General features: G+C 66.3%; 13 protein-coding genes. 11 read left to right on the forward strand and 2 right to left on the reverse strand.

Annotation, left to right across the window (positions count from 1 at the left end):
• Positions 1-214: 214 nt before the first annotated feature.
• The 11 genes from I6J77_RS06060 to I6J77_RS06110 all read left to right on the forward strand — a co-directional run bounded on the left by I6J77_RS06060 (position 215) and on the right by I6J77_RS06110 (position 12071).
• On the forward strand, positions 215-1222 hold the full coding sequence (locus I6J77_RS06060; RefSeq protein ID WP_204110927.1) for an N-acetylornithine carbamoyltransferase: 1008 nt from the start codon (positions 215-217) through the stop codon (positions 1220-1222).
• Positions 1223-1228: 6 nt separating this feature from the next.
• A complete protein-coding gene (locus I6J77_RS06065; RefSeq protein ID WP_204110928.1) occupies positions 1229-1849 on the forward strand; it encodes an FMN-binding negative transcriptional regulator in 621 nt (206 codons plus the stop codon).
• Entirely contained in the window at positions 1846-2319 is a 474-nt protein-coding gene (locus I6J77_RS06070) for an OsmC family protein (protein WP_204110929.1), read from the forward strand. Before I6J77_RS06065 ends, I6J77_RS06070 begins: the two co-directional genes overlap by 4 nt.
• A 22-nt stretch (positions 2320-2341) precedes the next feature.
• Positions 2342-3535, forward strand: a complete 1194-nt coding sequence (locus tag I6J77_RS06075; protein ID WP_204110930.1) for an argininosuccinate synthase — start codon at positions 2342-2344, stop codon at positions 3533-3535.
• Entirely contained in the window at positions 3532-4632 is a 1101-nt protein-coding gene (locus I6J77_RS06080; RefSeq protein ID WP_204110931.1) for an acetylornithine deacetylase, read from the forward strand. The genes I6J77_RS06075 and I6J77_RS06080 overlap by 4 nt, the downstream gene beginning before the upstream one ends.
• Positions 4629-5945, forward strand: coding sequence for an acetylglutamate kinase (locus tag I6J77_RS06085; RefSeq protein ID WP_204110932.1), 1317 nt, complete (start codon positions 4629-4631; stop codon positions 5943-5945). Before I6J77_RS06080 ends, I6J77_RS06085 begins: the two co-directional genes overlap by 4 nt.
• A gap of 146 nt (positions 5946-6091) precedes the next feature.
• A complete protein-coding gene (gene argC / locus I6J77_RS06090; protein ID WP_204110933.1) occupies positions 6092-7075 on the forward strand; it encodes an N-acetyl-gamma-glutamyl-phosphate reductase in 984 nt (327 codons plus the stop codon).
• A 111-nt stretch (positions 7076-7186) separates the two neighbouring features.
• Positions 7187-8491, forward strand: coding sequence for an argininosuccinate lyase (locus I6J77_RS06095; RefSeq protein WP_204110934.1), 1305 nt, complete (start codon positions 7187-7189; stop codon positions 8489-8491).
• 15 nt (positions 8492-8506) lie between these two features.
• Positions 8507-9646, forward strand: a complete 1140-nt coding sequence (locus I6J77_RS06100) for an acyltransferase (RefSeq protein ID WP_204110935.1) — start codon at positions 8507-8509, stop codon at positions 9644-9646.
• A complete protein-coding gene (gene proB / locus I6J77_RS06105) occupies positions 9643-10812 on the forward strand; it encodes a glutamate 5-kinase (RefSeq protein WP_204110936.1) in 1170 nt (389 codons plus the stop codon). The genes I6J77_RS06100 and proB overlap by 4 nt, the downstream gene beginning before the upstream one ends.
• On the forward strand, positions 10809-12071 hold the full coding sequence (locus tag I6J77_RS06110; protein ID WP_204110937.1) for a glutamate-5-semialdehyde dehydrogenase: 1263 nt from the start codon (positions 10809-10811) through the stop codon (positions 12069-12071). The genes proB and I6J77_RS06110 overlap by 4 nt, the downstream gene beginning before the upstream one ends.
• A gap of 13 nt (positions 12072-12084) precedes the next feature.
• On the opposite strand, the gene egtD is transcribed toward I6J77_RS06110, so the two are convergent.
• Both egtD and I6J77_RS06120 read right to left on the reverse strand, forming a co-directional pair.
• A complete protein-coding gene (gene egtD, locus I6J77_RS06115; protein WP_204110938.1) occupies positions 12085-13071 on the reverse strand; it encodes an L-histidine N(alpha)-methyltransferase in 987 nt (328 codons plus the stop codon).
• A gap of 93 nt (positions 13072-13164) precedes the next feature.
• A complete protein-coding gene (locus tag I6J77_RS06120) occupies positions 13165-14130 on the reverse strand; it encodes a magnesium and cobalt transport protein CorA (RefSeq protein WP_204110939.1) in 966 nt (321 codons plus the stop codon).
• Between the last annotated feature and the right edge of the window lie 84 nt (positions 14131-14214).

The following is a 14214-nucleotide window of genomic DNA, read 5'->3' on the forward strand; positions in this document are numbered from 1 at the left end:
ATGCCCGACAGTCACCCGGAATCCCCATGTCCACAGCCGTCTATACCGCCACCGTACTGACCAGCGCCCGCGCGGCCGCTGGCATGACGTCGCGTGCGCGCCGACCGTTGTATGGATACTCGGCCGGGTAGGCAGTCGCACGCGTTTGACGGTGCATCGACGACGAAACCCGGCCTCTGCGCCGGGTTTTTTGTGTTTTGGATTGGAGTAAATCATGGCTCTACGGCATTTCATCACCACCCAGGATTACAGCCGCACCGAGATCGACGCGCTGCTGGAACAGGCGGCATCGTTCAAGCGTTCCCCGCGTGGCCAGCAACTGGCCGGCAAGTCGATCGCCTTGCTGTTCTTCAATCCGTCGATGCGTACCCGCACCAGCTTCGAGCTGGGTGCATTCCAGCTGGGTGGGCACGCCATCGTGCTGGCGCCGGGCAAGGATGCGTGGCCGATCGAGTTCGAGGTGGGCAGCGTGATGGATGGCGACACCGAGGAGCACATCGCCGAGGTGGCGCGCGTGCTGAGCCGCTACGTCGACCTGATCGCGGTGCGCGCCTTCCCGAAATTCCAGGACTGGGCGGTGGACCGGCAGGACAAGGTGGTCAAGGCCTTCGCCCAGTACGCCACCGTGCCGGTGATCAATATGGAAACCATCACCCATCCCTGCCAGGAGCTGGCCCACGCGCTGGCGATGAAGGAGCACCTGGGCGACCTCACCAGGAAGAAGTACGTGCTGACCTGGACCTACCACCCGAAACCGTTGAACACCGCGGTAGCGAACTCGGCGCTGCTGATCGCGACGAAGATGGGCATGGACGTGACCTTGCTGTGCCCCACGCCCGACTACGTGCTCGACGAGCGCTACATGGCGTTTGGCCGTCTGAACGCCGAGCAGAACGGCGGTTCGCTGAAGGTCAGCCACGACATCGAGGAAGCCTATGCCGGCGCCGACGTGGTCTACGCCAAGAGCTGGGGCGCGTTGCCGTTCTTCGGCCAGTGGGACAAGGAGAAGCCGATCCGCGAGGCGAACAGGCACTTCATGGTGGACGAGGCAAAGATGGCGCTGACCAACCACGGCTTGTTCAGCCACTGCCTGCCGCTGCGCCGGAACATCAAGGCCACCGACGCGGTGATGGATGCGCCGTACTGCATCGCCATCGACGAGGCCGAGAACCGCCTGCACGTGCAGAAGGCGGTGATGGCGTCGCTGATCGGGCAGGGCTGAGCCGGCATGTACACGCCGAAGCATTTCCAGGAAACGCGGAGCGAGGCCTTGCACGGGCTGATCCGGGCGTATCCGTTCGCCACCGTGGTGACCCACGGGGCCGGCGGGCTGGCGGCCAATCACTTGCCATTCGAACTGGTCGATGGCGTGCTGCATGGCCATGTCGCGCGCGGCAACGAGCTGGCGCAGCAGGACGGCGCCGAGGTGCTGCTGGTGTTCCAGGGTCCGGACGGCTACATCAGTCCGAACTGGTATCCGAGCAAGCACGAGACCGGGCGCGAGGTGCCGACGTGGAACTACGCGGTGGTGCACGTGCATGGTCGCTTGAAAGTGATCGATGACGCGGCCTGGCTGCGCCGGCTGCTGGAGACGCTGACCGACCACCATGAGGCGGGCCAACCACAGCCATGGAAGATCACGGATGCGCCGGAAGACCACATCGAGAAGTCGCTGCGCGCCATCGTCGGTCTCGAAATCAGCATCGACCGCATCGAAGGCAAGTTCAAGTTGAGCCAGAACCATCCCGCGCGCAATCGCGCCGGCGTGATCGCCGGGCTGCGCGAGCGCGACGGCGATGGCGACGTGGAGCTGGCCGCACTGATGACCCAACAGGAGCCAACGCCGTGACTCATCAACATCACTATCGCGTCGACGTGGAGTGGACCGGAAACCTCGGGACAGGCACCGACGGCTACCGCAACTATAGCCGCGAGCACGTGATCCGCATCGCGGGGAAACCCGAGCTGGCCGGCTCGTCCGATCCGACCTTCCGCGGCGACGCCACCCGGCACAATCCCGAAGACATGCTGGTCACCGCATTGTCCACCTGCCACATGCTGTCCTACCTGCACATGGCCACCGTGGCCGGCGTGGTGGTGACCGCTTACACCGATGCCGCCGAAGGCACGATGGCCACCGAAGGCGACGGCGGTCGCTTCGTGGAGGTAGTGCTGCGTCCCGTGGTGACGATCAGCGCCGCCAGCGATCCGGCCAAGGCCGAGGCCGCTCACGATGCCGCGCACCATGCCTGCTTCATCGCCAACTCCGTGAATTTCCCGGTGCGCTGCGAGCCGCGCATCGTCGTCGCATCCGACTGAATCAATCCAGGATCTGCAAGCCATGAGCAAAGACATCGTCCTCGCCTTCTCCGGCGGCCTCGACACCAGCTTCTGCGTGCCCTACCTGCAGGCGCAGGGCTGGGCCGTGCACACCGTGTTCGCCGATACCGGCGGCGTGGATGCCGAGGAGCGGGCCTTCATCGAGGCCCGCGCGCAAGAACTGGGCGTGGCCAGCCACGTCACCGTCGATGGCGGTCCGGCGATCTGGTCCGGCTTCGTCAAGCCGTTCGTGTGGGCGGGCGAGGGCTACCAGGGCCAGTACCCGCTGCTGGTCTCCGATCGCTACCTGATCGTCGAGGCCGCGCTGAAGCGCGCCGCCGAGCTGGGCACCAAGGCGATCGCGCATGGCTGCACCGGCATGGGCAACGACCAGGTGCGTTTCGACTTGGCGGTGAAGGCGCTGGGCGACTACCAGATCGTGGCGCCGATCCGCGAGATCCAGAAGGAGCACACGCAGACGCGCGCCTATGAGCAGAAATACCTGGAAGAGCGCGGCTTCGGCGTGCGCGCCAAGCAGCAGGCCTACACCATCAACGAGAACCTGCTGGGCCTGACCATGTCCGGCGGCGAGATCGACCAGTGGCAGGCGCCCGGCGCTGGCGCGGTGGGCTGGTGCAAGCCGCGTGCCGAATGGCCGTCCGACCCGCTGCGGGTGAAGATCGGTTTCGTGGGCGGTGAAGCGGTGACGCTGGACGGCGAGAAGATCGCCGGGCATGCGATGCTGGCGAAATTGAACCATCTGTTCGCCCAGTACGGCGTGGGCCGCGGCCTTTACACCGGCGACACCACGATCGGCCTGAAGGGCCGCATCATCTTCGAGGCGCCGGGCCTGACCGCGCTGCTCACCGCGCACCGCGCCCTGGAAGAAGCGGTGCTCAGCAAGCAGCAGAACCGCTTCAAGCCCGAGGTGGCGCGCAAGTGGGTGGAGCTGGTCTACGAAGGCTTCTTCCACGACCCGCTGAAGACCGATCTGGAGGCGTTCCTGGCCTCCAGCCAATCCACCGTCAACGGCACGGTGACGCTGGAAACGAACGGCGGCAGCGTCGGCGCGGTGGCCGTCGAGTCGAAGCACATCCTCAACGCCAAGGGTGCCACCTACGCCCAGTCGGCCGACTGGGGTGTGGAAGAGGCCGAGGGCTTCATCAAGCTGTTCGGCATGAGCAGCACGCTGTGGGCCGAGGTCAATCGCGGATGAGCGCGCTGCTGGACGCCACCCTGGAGCACCTGCGGGCGCTGGTCGGTTTCGACACGCGCAATCCGCCGCGCGCGATCGACACCGGCGGCATCTTCGACTACCTGCGTGCGCAGCTGCCCGGCTTCGTGGTCACGGTGACCGACTTCGGCGCCGGTGCGGTGGCGCTGCATGCGGTGCGCGGCGAGCCGAAATACCTGTTCAACGTGCATCTGGACACGGTGCCGGATTCGCCGGCGTGGACGGCCGATCCGCATGCGTTGCGGGTGACCGCGGATCGCGCGATCGGCCTCGGTGCCTGCGACATCAAGGGTGCGGCGGCCGCGTTGCTGGCGGTGGCCAATGCCAGCGACGGCCCGCTGGCGCTGCTGTTTTCCACCGACGAGGAAGCGAACGACCCGCGCTGCATCGCCGGCTTCCTGCGCGATGCGCATGCCTACGAGGCGGTGATCGTGGCCGAGCCGACCAGGGGCGAGGCGGTGCTGGCGCATCGTGGTATCCAGTCGGTGCTGATGCGCTTCGCGGGCCACGCCGGCCATGCTTCGGGCGAGCAGCAGCCCAGCGACAGCGCGCTGCACCAGGCGATGCGCTGGGGCAATGCGGCACTGGATTTCGTGGCGGCGCAGTCGCACGAGCGCTTCGGCGGACTCACCGGCCTGCGCTTCAACATCGGCCGGGTCGAGGGCGGCATCAAGGCGAACATGATCGCGCCCGCGGCGGAAGTGCGCTTCGGTTTCCGTGCGCTGCCGACGATGGACCCGGACCAGTTGCTCGCGCGCTTCCGCACGTTGGTCGAGCCGCAGCCGGTGGAGTTCACCGAAACCTTCCGCGGCGCCTCGCTGCCCGCCGGCGACACGGCGAACGCAGAGGCGAACCGGCTGGTCGCCCGCGATCTCGCCGACGAGCTGGGCATTCCGGTGGGCAACGCGGTGGACTTCTGGACCGAGGCGGCGCTGTTCTCCGCCGCCGGCTACACCGCCTTCGTCTACGGCCCCGGCGACATCGCCCAGGCCCACAGCGCCGACGAATGGGTCGCGCTGGATCAGTTGCAGCATTACGCAGAGGTCATTCACCGGATCGTGGAAAGCAAAATCGCATGAGCACAGGCAACCACACCCGCAAGACCATCGTGCGCCTGCTTTCGAGCATGGGCAGCGCGAAGGAAATCCAGCAATACCTCAAGCGCTTCTCCGAGGTCGACGCCAAGCGCTTCGCCGTGGTCAAGGTCGGCGGTGCAGTGCTGCGCGACGAGCTGGCCGACCTCGCCTCGTCGCTGACCTTCCTGCAGCAGGTGGGGCTGACCCCGATCGTGCTGCATGGCGCCGGCCCGCAACTGGATGAGGAGCTGGCCGCTGCCGGCATCGAGAAGCAGACGATCAACGGCCTGCGCGTGACCTCGCCGAAGGCGCTGGGCATCGTGCGCCGCGTGTTCATGCAGCAGAACCTGAAGCTGGTGGAAGCGCTGCAGTCGATGGACACCCGCGCCACCGCGGTGCCGTCGGGGGTGTTCCTGGCCAGCTACCTGGATCGCGACACCTACGGCATGGTCGGCAAGGTCGACAGCATCAACCTGGCGCCGATCGAGGCCAGCCTGCGCGCGAATTCGATCCCGGTGATCGCCAGCCTCGGCGAGACCGACGAGGGACAGATCCTCAACGTCAACGCCGACGTCGCCGCGAACGAACTGGTACGCATGCTGCAGCCGTACAAGATCGTGTTCCTCACCGGCACCGGCGGCCTGCTCGACGAGCACGGCAAGCTGATCGACTCGATCAACTTGTCGACCGAGTTCGACCACCTGATGGCGCAGCCGTGGATCAACGGCGGCATGCGTCTGAAGATCGAGCAGATCGCCGACCTGCTGGCCGATTTGCCGTTGACGTCATCGGTGTCGATCACCCGGCCGGCGGAACTGGCCAAGGAGCTGTTCACCCACAAGGGTTCCGGCACCCTGGTCCGGCGCGGCGAGAAGGTGCTGACGTTCGACTCGTGGGACGGCATTGACCTGGCGCGCATGCGCACGCTGATCGAATCGAGCTTCGGCCGAGCCCTGGTGCCGGATTACTTCGAACGCACCAAGCCGCTTCGCATCTACGTCAGCGAGAACTACCGCGCCGCGATGATCCTCACCGAAGAGGACGGCTTGCCGTACCTGGACAAGTTCGCCGTGCTCGATGACGCCCAGGGCGAAGGCCTGGGCCGGGCGGTGTGGCAGGTGATGCGCGAGGAAAATCCGCGCTTGTTCTGGCGTTCGCGCCACGGCAACCAGGTCAACATCTTCTACTACGCCGAGTCGGACGGCTGCATCAAGCAGCCGCGCTGGAAGGTGTTCTGGTACGGCATCGAGGACCTCGACACGATTTTCCGCTGCGTGGCGCATTGCGCGCAGCGCCAGCCGACACTGGTGGACTGAGCAAGACCAACTCCCTCCCCTGCATGCAGGGGAGGGCTGGGGTGGGGTCGCTCTTGATCTTGCTGTGAAGATCAAAAGCCTCACCCCCTCCCGACCTCCCCCTGCCATGCAGGGGGAGGAGAAAGAAGCATCGCAGGAGTGGATCGGTGACACACGACAAGAAAACCATTGGCATCGTCGGCGCGCGGGGCCACACCGGCACCGAGCTGATCCGCCTGATCGCGGCGCACCCGGCGCTGGAGCTGAGCTTTGTCTCCTCGCGCGAGCTGGACGGCCAGCGCGTCGACGCCCACGTGCCCGAGTATCGCGGCGAACTGCGTTACAGCGCGCCGGCACACGAGGACCTGCCGAAGCTCGGTGCCGACGTGGTGATCCTGGCCCTGCCCAACGGCAAGGCGGCGGCCTGCGTGGAGGCGTTCGACCAGGCTGGTGTCGATCCGATCATCCTCGACCTCTCCGCCGACTATCGCTTCGACAAGCGCTGGTATTACGGCCTGCCCGAACTCGCCCGCGACCAGTGGCGGGGCGAGCGGCGCATCAGCAACCCCGGTTGCTACGCCACCGCGATGCAGCTTTCCATCGCGCCACTGAAGGATCTGCTGGCAGCCCCGCCGGTATGCTTCGGCGTGTCCGGCTACTCCGGCGCGGGCACCACGCCGTCGGACAAGAACGATCCGGAAAAGCTGCGCGACAACCTGATGCCGTATGCACTTACCGGCCACATGCACGAGAAGGAGGCTTCCTTTCAGCTCGGCGTGCCGGTCGAATTCATGCCGCACGTGGCGCCGCACTTCCGCGGCCTCACCGTCACCAGCAATCTGTACCTCAGCCGTCAGCTGAAGCGCGAGGAAGTGCTGCAGCGCTTTCATGCTGCCTACGCGGGCGAGAGGCTGGTCACCGTCCTGGACGATGCGCCGTGGGTCAGCCGCATCGCCCACCAGCACCACGCCGAGATCGGCGGCTTCGCGATGTCGACCGACGGCAAGCGGGTAGTCGTGGTGGCCACGCTGGACAACCTGCTGAAAGGCGCCGCCACGCAAGCCATGCAGAACATCAACCGCGCGATCGGTGTGGACGAATACACCGCGATACCGGTGGGGAGGAGTGAGTGGAGAGGAGCCAAGAAGTGAGGAGTGAGAAATAGCTCGCATCTCCCCCCGCCTCGCTCCCATCCTGCTCTTGCTCTTCTCTCACTTCTCACTCCTCTCAACTCACTCCTCTCAACTCGCTACTGCCTCCCCATGACCCAGCCCCTCTGGCAAAAATCCAATATCCGCATCGACGCGAAGATCATGAAGTTCCTCGCTGGCGACGACGTGATCCTCGACCGCGAGTTCTTCCTGCACGACATCACCGCCAGCAAGGCGCACGTCGAAGGCCTGGCCAACATCGGCGTGGTCAGCGCCGACGAGGCCGCGGCGCTGAAGTGCGAGCTGGATGCGCTGGCTGCGGATTTCAGCGGCGGCGCCTTCGTGCTGGACGAGCGTTACGAAGACGGCCATTCGGCGATCGAGGCACGCCTCACCGAGCGCCTGGGCGACGCCGGTCGCCGCGTGCACACCGGCCGCAGCCGCAACGACCAGATCCTGGTCGCCACGCGGCTGTGGCTGAAGGACAAGCTGGTCGCGCTGGAAAACCATTGCCGCGCCATCGCTGAGGTCTGCCTCGATCGCGCCGCGCAACCGGCCGTGCCGTTGCCGGGTTACACCCACCTGCAGCGCGCGGTGGTGTCGTCCACCGCGATGTGGTTTGCCGGCTTCGCCGAAGGCTTCATCGACAATGCCCTGCGCGCCCGGCAGACACTGGCGCTGATCGATGCCAACCCGCTGGGTACCGCCGCGGGTTACGGCGTGAACCTGAAGCTCGACCGTGAACACACCACGCAGGCGCTGGGCTTCGCCCGCATGCAGGTCAGCCCGATCTACACCCAGTTGTCGCGCGGCAAGTTCGAGATGGCGGTGCTGGAGGCGATCGGCGGCGCGCTGCTCGATCTGCGCCGGCTGGCCTGGGACCTGTCGCTGTTCACCACCGCCGAATTCAACTTCGTGCAGCTGCCGTCCGAGTACACCACCGGCAGCTCGATCATGCCGAACAAGCGCAACCCCGACGTGATCGAGCTGCTGCGCGCCAGCTACGCCAGCGTGGCTGCCGCGCGCACCGAGATCGAGCAGCTGCTGTCGCTGCCCTCCGGCTACCAGCGCGACCTGCAGTTCTCCAAGGGTTCGATTTTCCACGGCGTGCGCCACGGCCTGATGGCGCTGGAACTGGTGCCTGACTTGCTGGCGCGATTCGCCTGGAACGAAGCGGCCATGCGCGCGGCGATCGAACCGGCGATGTACGCCACCGACGTGGCGATCGAGCAGGCCGCCGCCGGCGTGCCGTTCCGCGACGCGTATCGCGCCGCGGCGGAGTCGGCTGTATCAGCCGGCGAAGGACGTACACCGGAAAGCAGCCTGGCGCAGCGCGTGTCACCTGGTGCGGCCGCCGATCTTCGGCTGGACGAACTGGCCGCGCGACTCGCCGCGATTGCGCGCGTGGCAGACTGAGGCGACACTCGATCCATGTCACGTCAGCACCCATCCAACAACTTCGACGCGGTGCGGTTGGTGGCTGCATCCACGGTGCTCTGTGCGCATCAGGCCGCATTGAGCGGGCGTCCGGAACCTCAGCCGTTTGGACTGCTGACGCTGGGCACCATGGGCGTCCTCGTGTTTTTCGCGGTCAGTGGCTACCTGGTGGCGCAAAGCTGGGACCGGGACCCGCATGTCCTGCGTTTCGCCGCCAAGCGTTTCCTGAGGGTATGGCCGGGGTTGGCCGTGGTCACGGTCGTCGCGGCACTGGTGCTGGGACCTTTGGTCACGCAGACCCCTCTGGGTGACTACTTTCGCTCACCGGTCACCTGGGACTATTTTTCCCAGCTGTATTTTGGCATTCGCCTGTTCTTGCCTGGAGTATTCGAGCACGTATCGTTTCCGGGGGTGAATGGCTCGCTGTGGACCATTCCGATCGAAGTGCGCTGGTACGGCATTCTCATGCTGGCCGGACTGTGCGGTCTGCTGCGTCCCCGTTTTCGCTACCTGCTGCTGTTGCTGATCATCGGATATGCGGCTTACATCTTCTTGGTCTTCGACGTCCAGCACAATCCCCAGGCACGGTTCCTTCGGCCGGATTTTGGCTGCGAGTACGGCAGTTACTTCTGCTACGGCGTGCTGCTCTACCACTTCCGCGACATTTGGCGCAAACGCGGCCCGTGGATGACTGGCGCGCTCGTGGTGGCTGCCGCCGGAGCGGTGGCGCTGGACCACGGCTATACCGCGCTGTTCCTGCTTTTACCCTGGCTGGTCATCCGCCTTGGCACATTTTCCACCCCGGTGATACGCCGTTTCGGCCGTTTTGGAGACTTCTCCTACGGCATCTACATCTACGCGTACATGCTGCAGCAGCTGACCTTGTCGCTGATGGGCATCCATCACCCGTACTGGTTGGGTCTGCTGGTGTCGGCCGTCTGTGTCATGGTTTGCGCGGTGCTTTCATGGCACTTCGTCGAACGGCCGGCACTGGATCTCAAGCGCTATCTGCCCGGTGCGCTGCGCCCGGCAGGTGAAGAGACCAAGCCGGATGCAACGCCATCGTTGCAGGGCATCCCGGGTACAGGTGCTTCGGTTATTGCATTGCCTGCCTCCGGCGATCGCGCGCCATGAAGACGTCGCGGGAAATCACCAGTCAGTCTCTGCCGCCGTGGCGCCGCGCCGTGCTGAAGGTGGGCAGCAACCTGCTTGCCGCCGATGGTGGCGGCCTCACGCCGCGCTACGCCGAAGCGCTGGCGGGTTTCATCGCGGCCAGTCATGCCGATCGCCGTGAAGTGGTGCTGGTGTCTTCCGGTGCGGTGGCGGCGGGACGGGCGTTGTTGCGGCAGCATGCGAGCGAAAGCGACGGGTTGGTCGCGCGGCAGGCGCTGGCGGCGCTGGGGCAGGCGCCGATGATCGCGCTGTGGCAGTCGTTGTCCGCGCGGCCGGTGGCGCAGGTGCTGCTGACCCATGACGACCTGCGCAACCGCCGTCGTTACCTCAACGCACGCGCCACGCTGCGCGAGCTGCTGCAGCTTGGCGTGCTGCCGGTGATCAACGAGAACGATACCGTGTCGGTGGACGAGCTGAAGCTTGGCGACAACGACAACCTCGCCGCGATCGTGGCGGCGCTGGTCGACGCCGATCTGTTGCTGATCGCCTCCGACGTCGATGCGCTGTACAGCGCCGACCCGCGCCGCGACCCGGCCGCCACGCCGATCACGCATGTGGCCGCGCTGACGCCGCAGATCCTGGCGATGGCCGGCGACAGCGGCAGCGTGGCCGGCACCGGCGGCATGCGCACGAAACTGGAAGCCGCGACCAAGGCTGCGGCCGCTGGCATTGCCACCGTGCTGTTCAGCGGTCGCGAGGCGGCCACCGTGCAGGCGCTGCGCGACGGCCAGCTGCGCGGCACCCTGATCGCCGCGTCGTCGAGCCGGATGCAGGCACGCAAATACTGGTTGCGCCATGCCTCGGCGGCCAGCGGACGGGTTCGCGTCCACGCGGGCGCGGCGCGCGCACTGGCCGGCGGTCGCGTCTCGCTGTTGCCCGGCGGCGTGCTGGATGCGCAGGGCGAGTTCCATCGCGGCGACCTGGTCGAGATCGTCGATGCCGACGGCCGCGCCATCGCACGCGGCATCAGCCAGTACGGCGCCGCCGAGGTGCGTCGACTGGCCGGCCGGCACAGCCGCGAGATCGACGGGGTGCTCGGCTACAGCTACGGCGACGAAGTGGTGCATCGCGACGACCTCATCACCATGGACAGCCCGGTCGCGCCGGGCCAGGAGATCAGCGCATGAGCACGATCAGGGAGCAGGCGCTGGCCTGTCGCGATGCCGCCCAGGTCGTCGCCGCGCTGGGCAGTGATGCGAAGCGGGCCCTGCTGCGCGACATGGCCGACGCACTGGAAGCGCGCTCCGCCGACGTGCTGCGGGCCAATGCGTGCGACATGCAGGCTGCCGCCGACAAGGGCGTGCAGGGCGCGATGCTCGATCGCCTGCGGCTGGACGAGACGCGGGTGGCCGGCATCGCCAGCGCACTGCGCGAGGTGGCCGAGCTGCCCGATCCGGTCGGCGTGACGACCCGCCGCGAGACGCGGCCGAACGGCCTGTCGATCGAGCGCGTACGCATCCCGCTCGGCGTGATCGCGATGATCTACGAGGCGCGCCCCAACGTCACCGCCGACGCCGCTGCGCTGTGCCTGATGGCGGGCAACGCGGTGATCCTGCGCGGTGGTTCCGAGGCGATCCATTCCAACACCGCGATCGCCGGCGCGTTGAAGTCCGCCCTGGAAGCGCACGGCGTGCCTGCTGCCGCCCTGACCCTGGTCGAGGATCTGCGTCGCGAGACGATGGTGGAATTGCTGCAGCTGGTCGACATCGTCGACCTCGCGATTCCGCGCGGCGGCGAAGGCCTGATCCGCTTCGTGGCCGAGCACGCGCGCGTGCCGGTGATCAAGCACTACAAGGGCGTCTGCCATCTGTACGTGGATCGCGCCGCCGATCCCGAGCTCGCCTTGAACCTGCTGATCGACGGCAAGACCTCACGTCCCGGCGTGTGCAACGCGCTGGAAACCTTGCTGGTTCATCGGGATGTCGCCGCCAGCTTCCTGCCGCGCGCGGCGCAGGCCTTGCGCCAACGGGGCGTGGAACTGCGCGGCGACGACGCCAGTCGCGCCCTGCTACCCGACATCCAGCCCGCGACTGACGACGACTACGCCGCCGAATTCCTCGACCTGATCCTCGCCGTGCGCGTGGTCGACGATCTCGATGCAGCGATCGCCCACATCCGTCGCTACGGCTCCGACCACACCGAAGTCATCGCCACCGCCGATGAAGCCGTCGCGCAACGCTTCGTGCAGGCGATCCGCTCTGCCGTGGTGATGGTCAACGCCTCCTCCCGCTTCAGCGACGGTGGCGAACTGGGCCTCGGCGCCGAGATCGGCATTTCCACCACCCGCCTGCATGCCTACGGCCCGATGGGCGCCGAGGCGCTCACGGTGGAGCGCTTCGTGGTGCGCGGGGAAGGGCAGGTGCGCCATCCGCAGAGCCGGGTATAGAGCTATTCGCCCTTCAGGGCCCGACACGCCGGGGGGTGGCTTCCGCCAGCACGACACTGAAGAGTTGCTGCGCGTCGGTCCATTCCGCGACCGGTGTCCAGCCGCCGGCGCGCAACAGGACGCGGACGTCGCGCGTGCCGTACTTGATGCTGTTCTCGGTATGGATCGTTTCCCCTGCACGCATGCGGAACAGGTGGTCCGCGACTTCGAAGCCCAGGTCGCGCGTTGCCAGCAGATGCATCTCGATGCGCGCCTCGTCGTCATTCCAGATCGCGCGATGGCGAAACGCGCCGACCGGAATCGTTCCGCTCAGCTCGCGGTTGATCCGGTCGAGCAGATTCAGGTTGAACTGCGCCGTCACGCCGGCGGCATCGTCATACGCGGGAACGAGGACCTGCGGGTCCTTTATCCGATCCACGCCGATCAGCAGCTGCGCGGCATCTCCGAGCGTGGTGGCCATTGTCCGCAGCAGATCCACCGCCTCGGGAGCCACGAAGTTGCCGATGGTCGAGCCGGGGAAGAATCCCAGCCGCGGCGAGTGTCCCAGCCGGGGAAGCTGCATCGGCTTGGTGAAGTCGCCGACGACGGGATGTATCGGCAGGCCCGGGAACGAGCGCGAGAGTACCTGCAGGGATTCGTGGAGAAATTCCCCGGAGACGTCGATCGGTACATACGCTTCCGGCTCGATGGCCGAGAGCAGCAAGGGCGTCTTCGTCGAAGAACCCGAACCGAATTCGATCACCACCCGGCCACGGCCCACCCTTTCGGCAATGTCCTTCGCGTGCCGTTCCAGGATGGAATGTTCCGTCCGCGTCGGGTGGTACTCCGGCAACGTCGTGATGGCTTCGAAAAGCTCGGAGCCCCGATGGTCGTAGAGCCATCGCGCCGGCACGACTTTCTGCCGGGCGGACAGGCCGGCGAGCACTTCGGCGAGAAAGGCCGGGTCGGCCTTGGTGGCCGTGTTCAATGCCGGATCGCGTGTGGCGCAAACAAGATTCATGTCAGTCTCAAGGTCGACGCTGGTCGACCGTCGGTAGTCAGCGAGGAGGCGGATGTCTTTCCTGCCCGGGTGATGAAGCGCAAAAAAAGCGGGCTATGGCAGCCATCCGAGCCTGCGGAAACGCCAGTAGAGCCACACACAAATCGAGCCCATGACGCCCAGGACGACGAGATAGCCCCAGCCGGTGTGCGTCCCGGGCAGGTTGGCGAAATTCATCCCGTAGACGCCCGCGATCGCGGTGGGAACGCCGAGAATGCCCGCCCAGGCGGCGAGCTGCCGGGTGATGGCCGACTGCCGTTGCTGCTCGAGCAGGCTGCTGGCTTCCAGCGCCGTGCGGATGACATCGATGAGCCCCGTCGTCATGGCCTCGATGCGCACGAGGTTGTCCAGGACATCCCGGAAATACGGCTTGGAGGCGCTGGAAATACAAGGCACGTCGAGCGTCGACAGCTTGTTGCATACCTCCATCATCCGGGTGATGGCATGCTGGAAGTGGATCGCCTCGCGCCTGAGCTGGAAAATGCGCGCGATCTCCGTACTGCCGAGCGAGTCGCACAGAAGCCGCTTTTCCATAAGCAGGATTTCGTCGGCGATCATCTGCACCACGGGGAAGTAGTCGTCCACGATGAGATCGAGCACCTCGTGCACCACGAACTCCGGCTCCTTCACGTTGCGCTGCGTGATCCGGTGAATGCCTTCCCGCAGCTGGTGGCCGAACGTGCTTTCCATCCGGCAGACCGTGATGACCCGCTGTTCGGCCAGGAAAATGCCCACGTCGGCATACTGGATTTCGCTGGCGCCCAGCTCGGCCGCCTTCGCGATGATGAAGACGTGATCCGCGTACAGGTCGAGCTTGGCGACCTGCGCGTCGCTCATCGAATCCTCGACGGCGAGCTCATGCAGGCCGAACACGCGCTGGAGCGCCGCGATTTCCTCGCCGCACGCATCGACCACGTCGATCCAGGCAAAAGCGCGCCCGGGCAGGCAAGGCGCCGTGCCATCCCACGGACTCCAGGCTGGCGCGTCCTGCCCGCCATGAATAGACGCGACGATGCTCATGCTCGATGTTCCTTCAGGCCCATGTGCCTCCTTCGGTTACGTGCGATCCGAAAGTCCGGAACGGGACGAACGCGCACCGAAGCG

Source organism: Rhodanobacter sp. FDAARGOS 1247, assembly GCF_016889805.1.
Taxonomy (GTDB): Bacteria; Pseudomonadota; Gammaproteobacteria; order Xanthomonadales; family Rhodanobacteraceae; genus Rhodanobacter.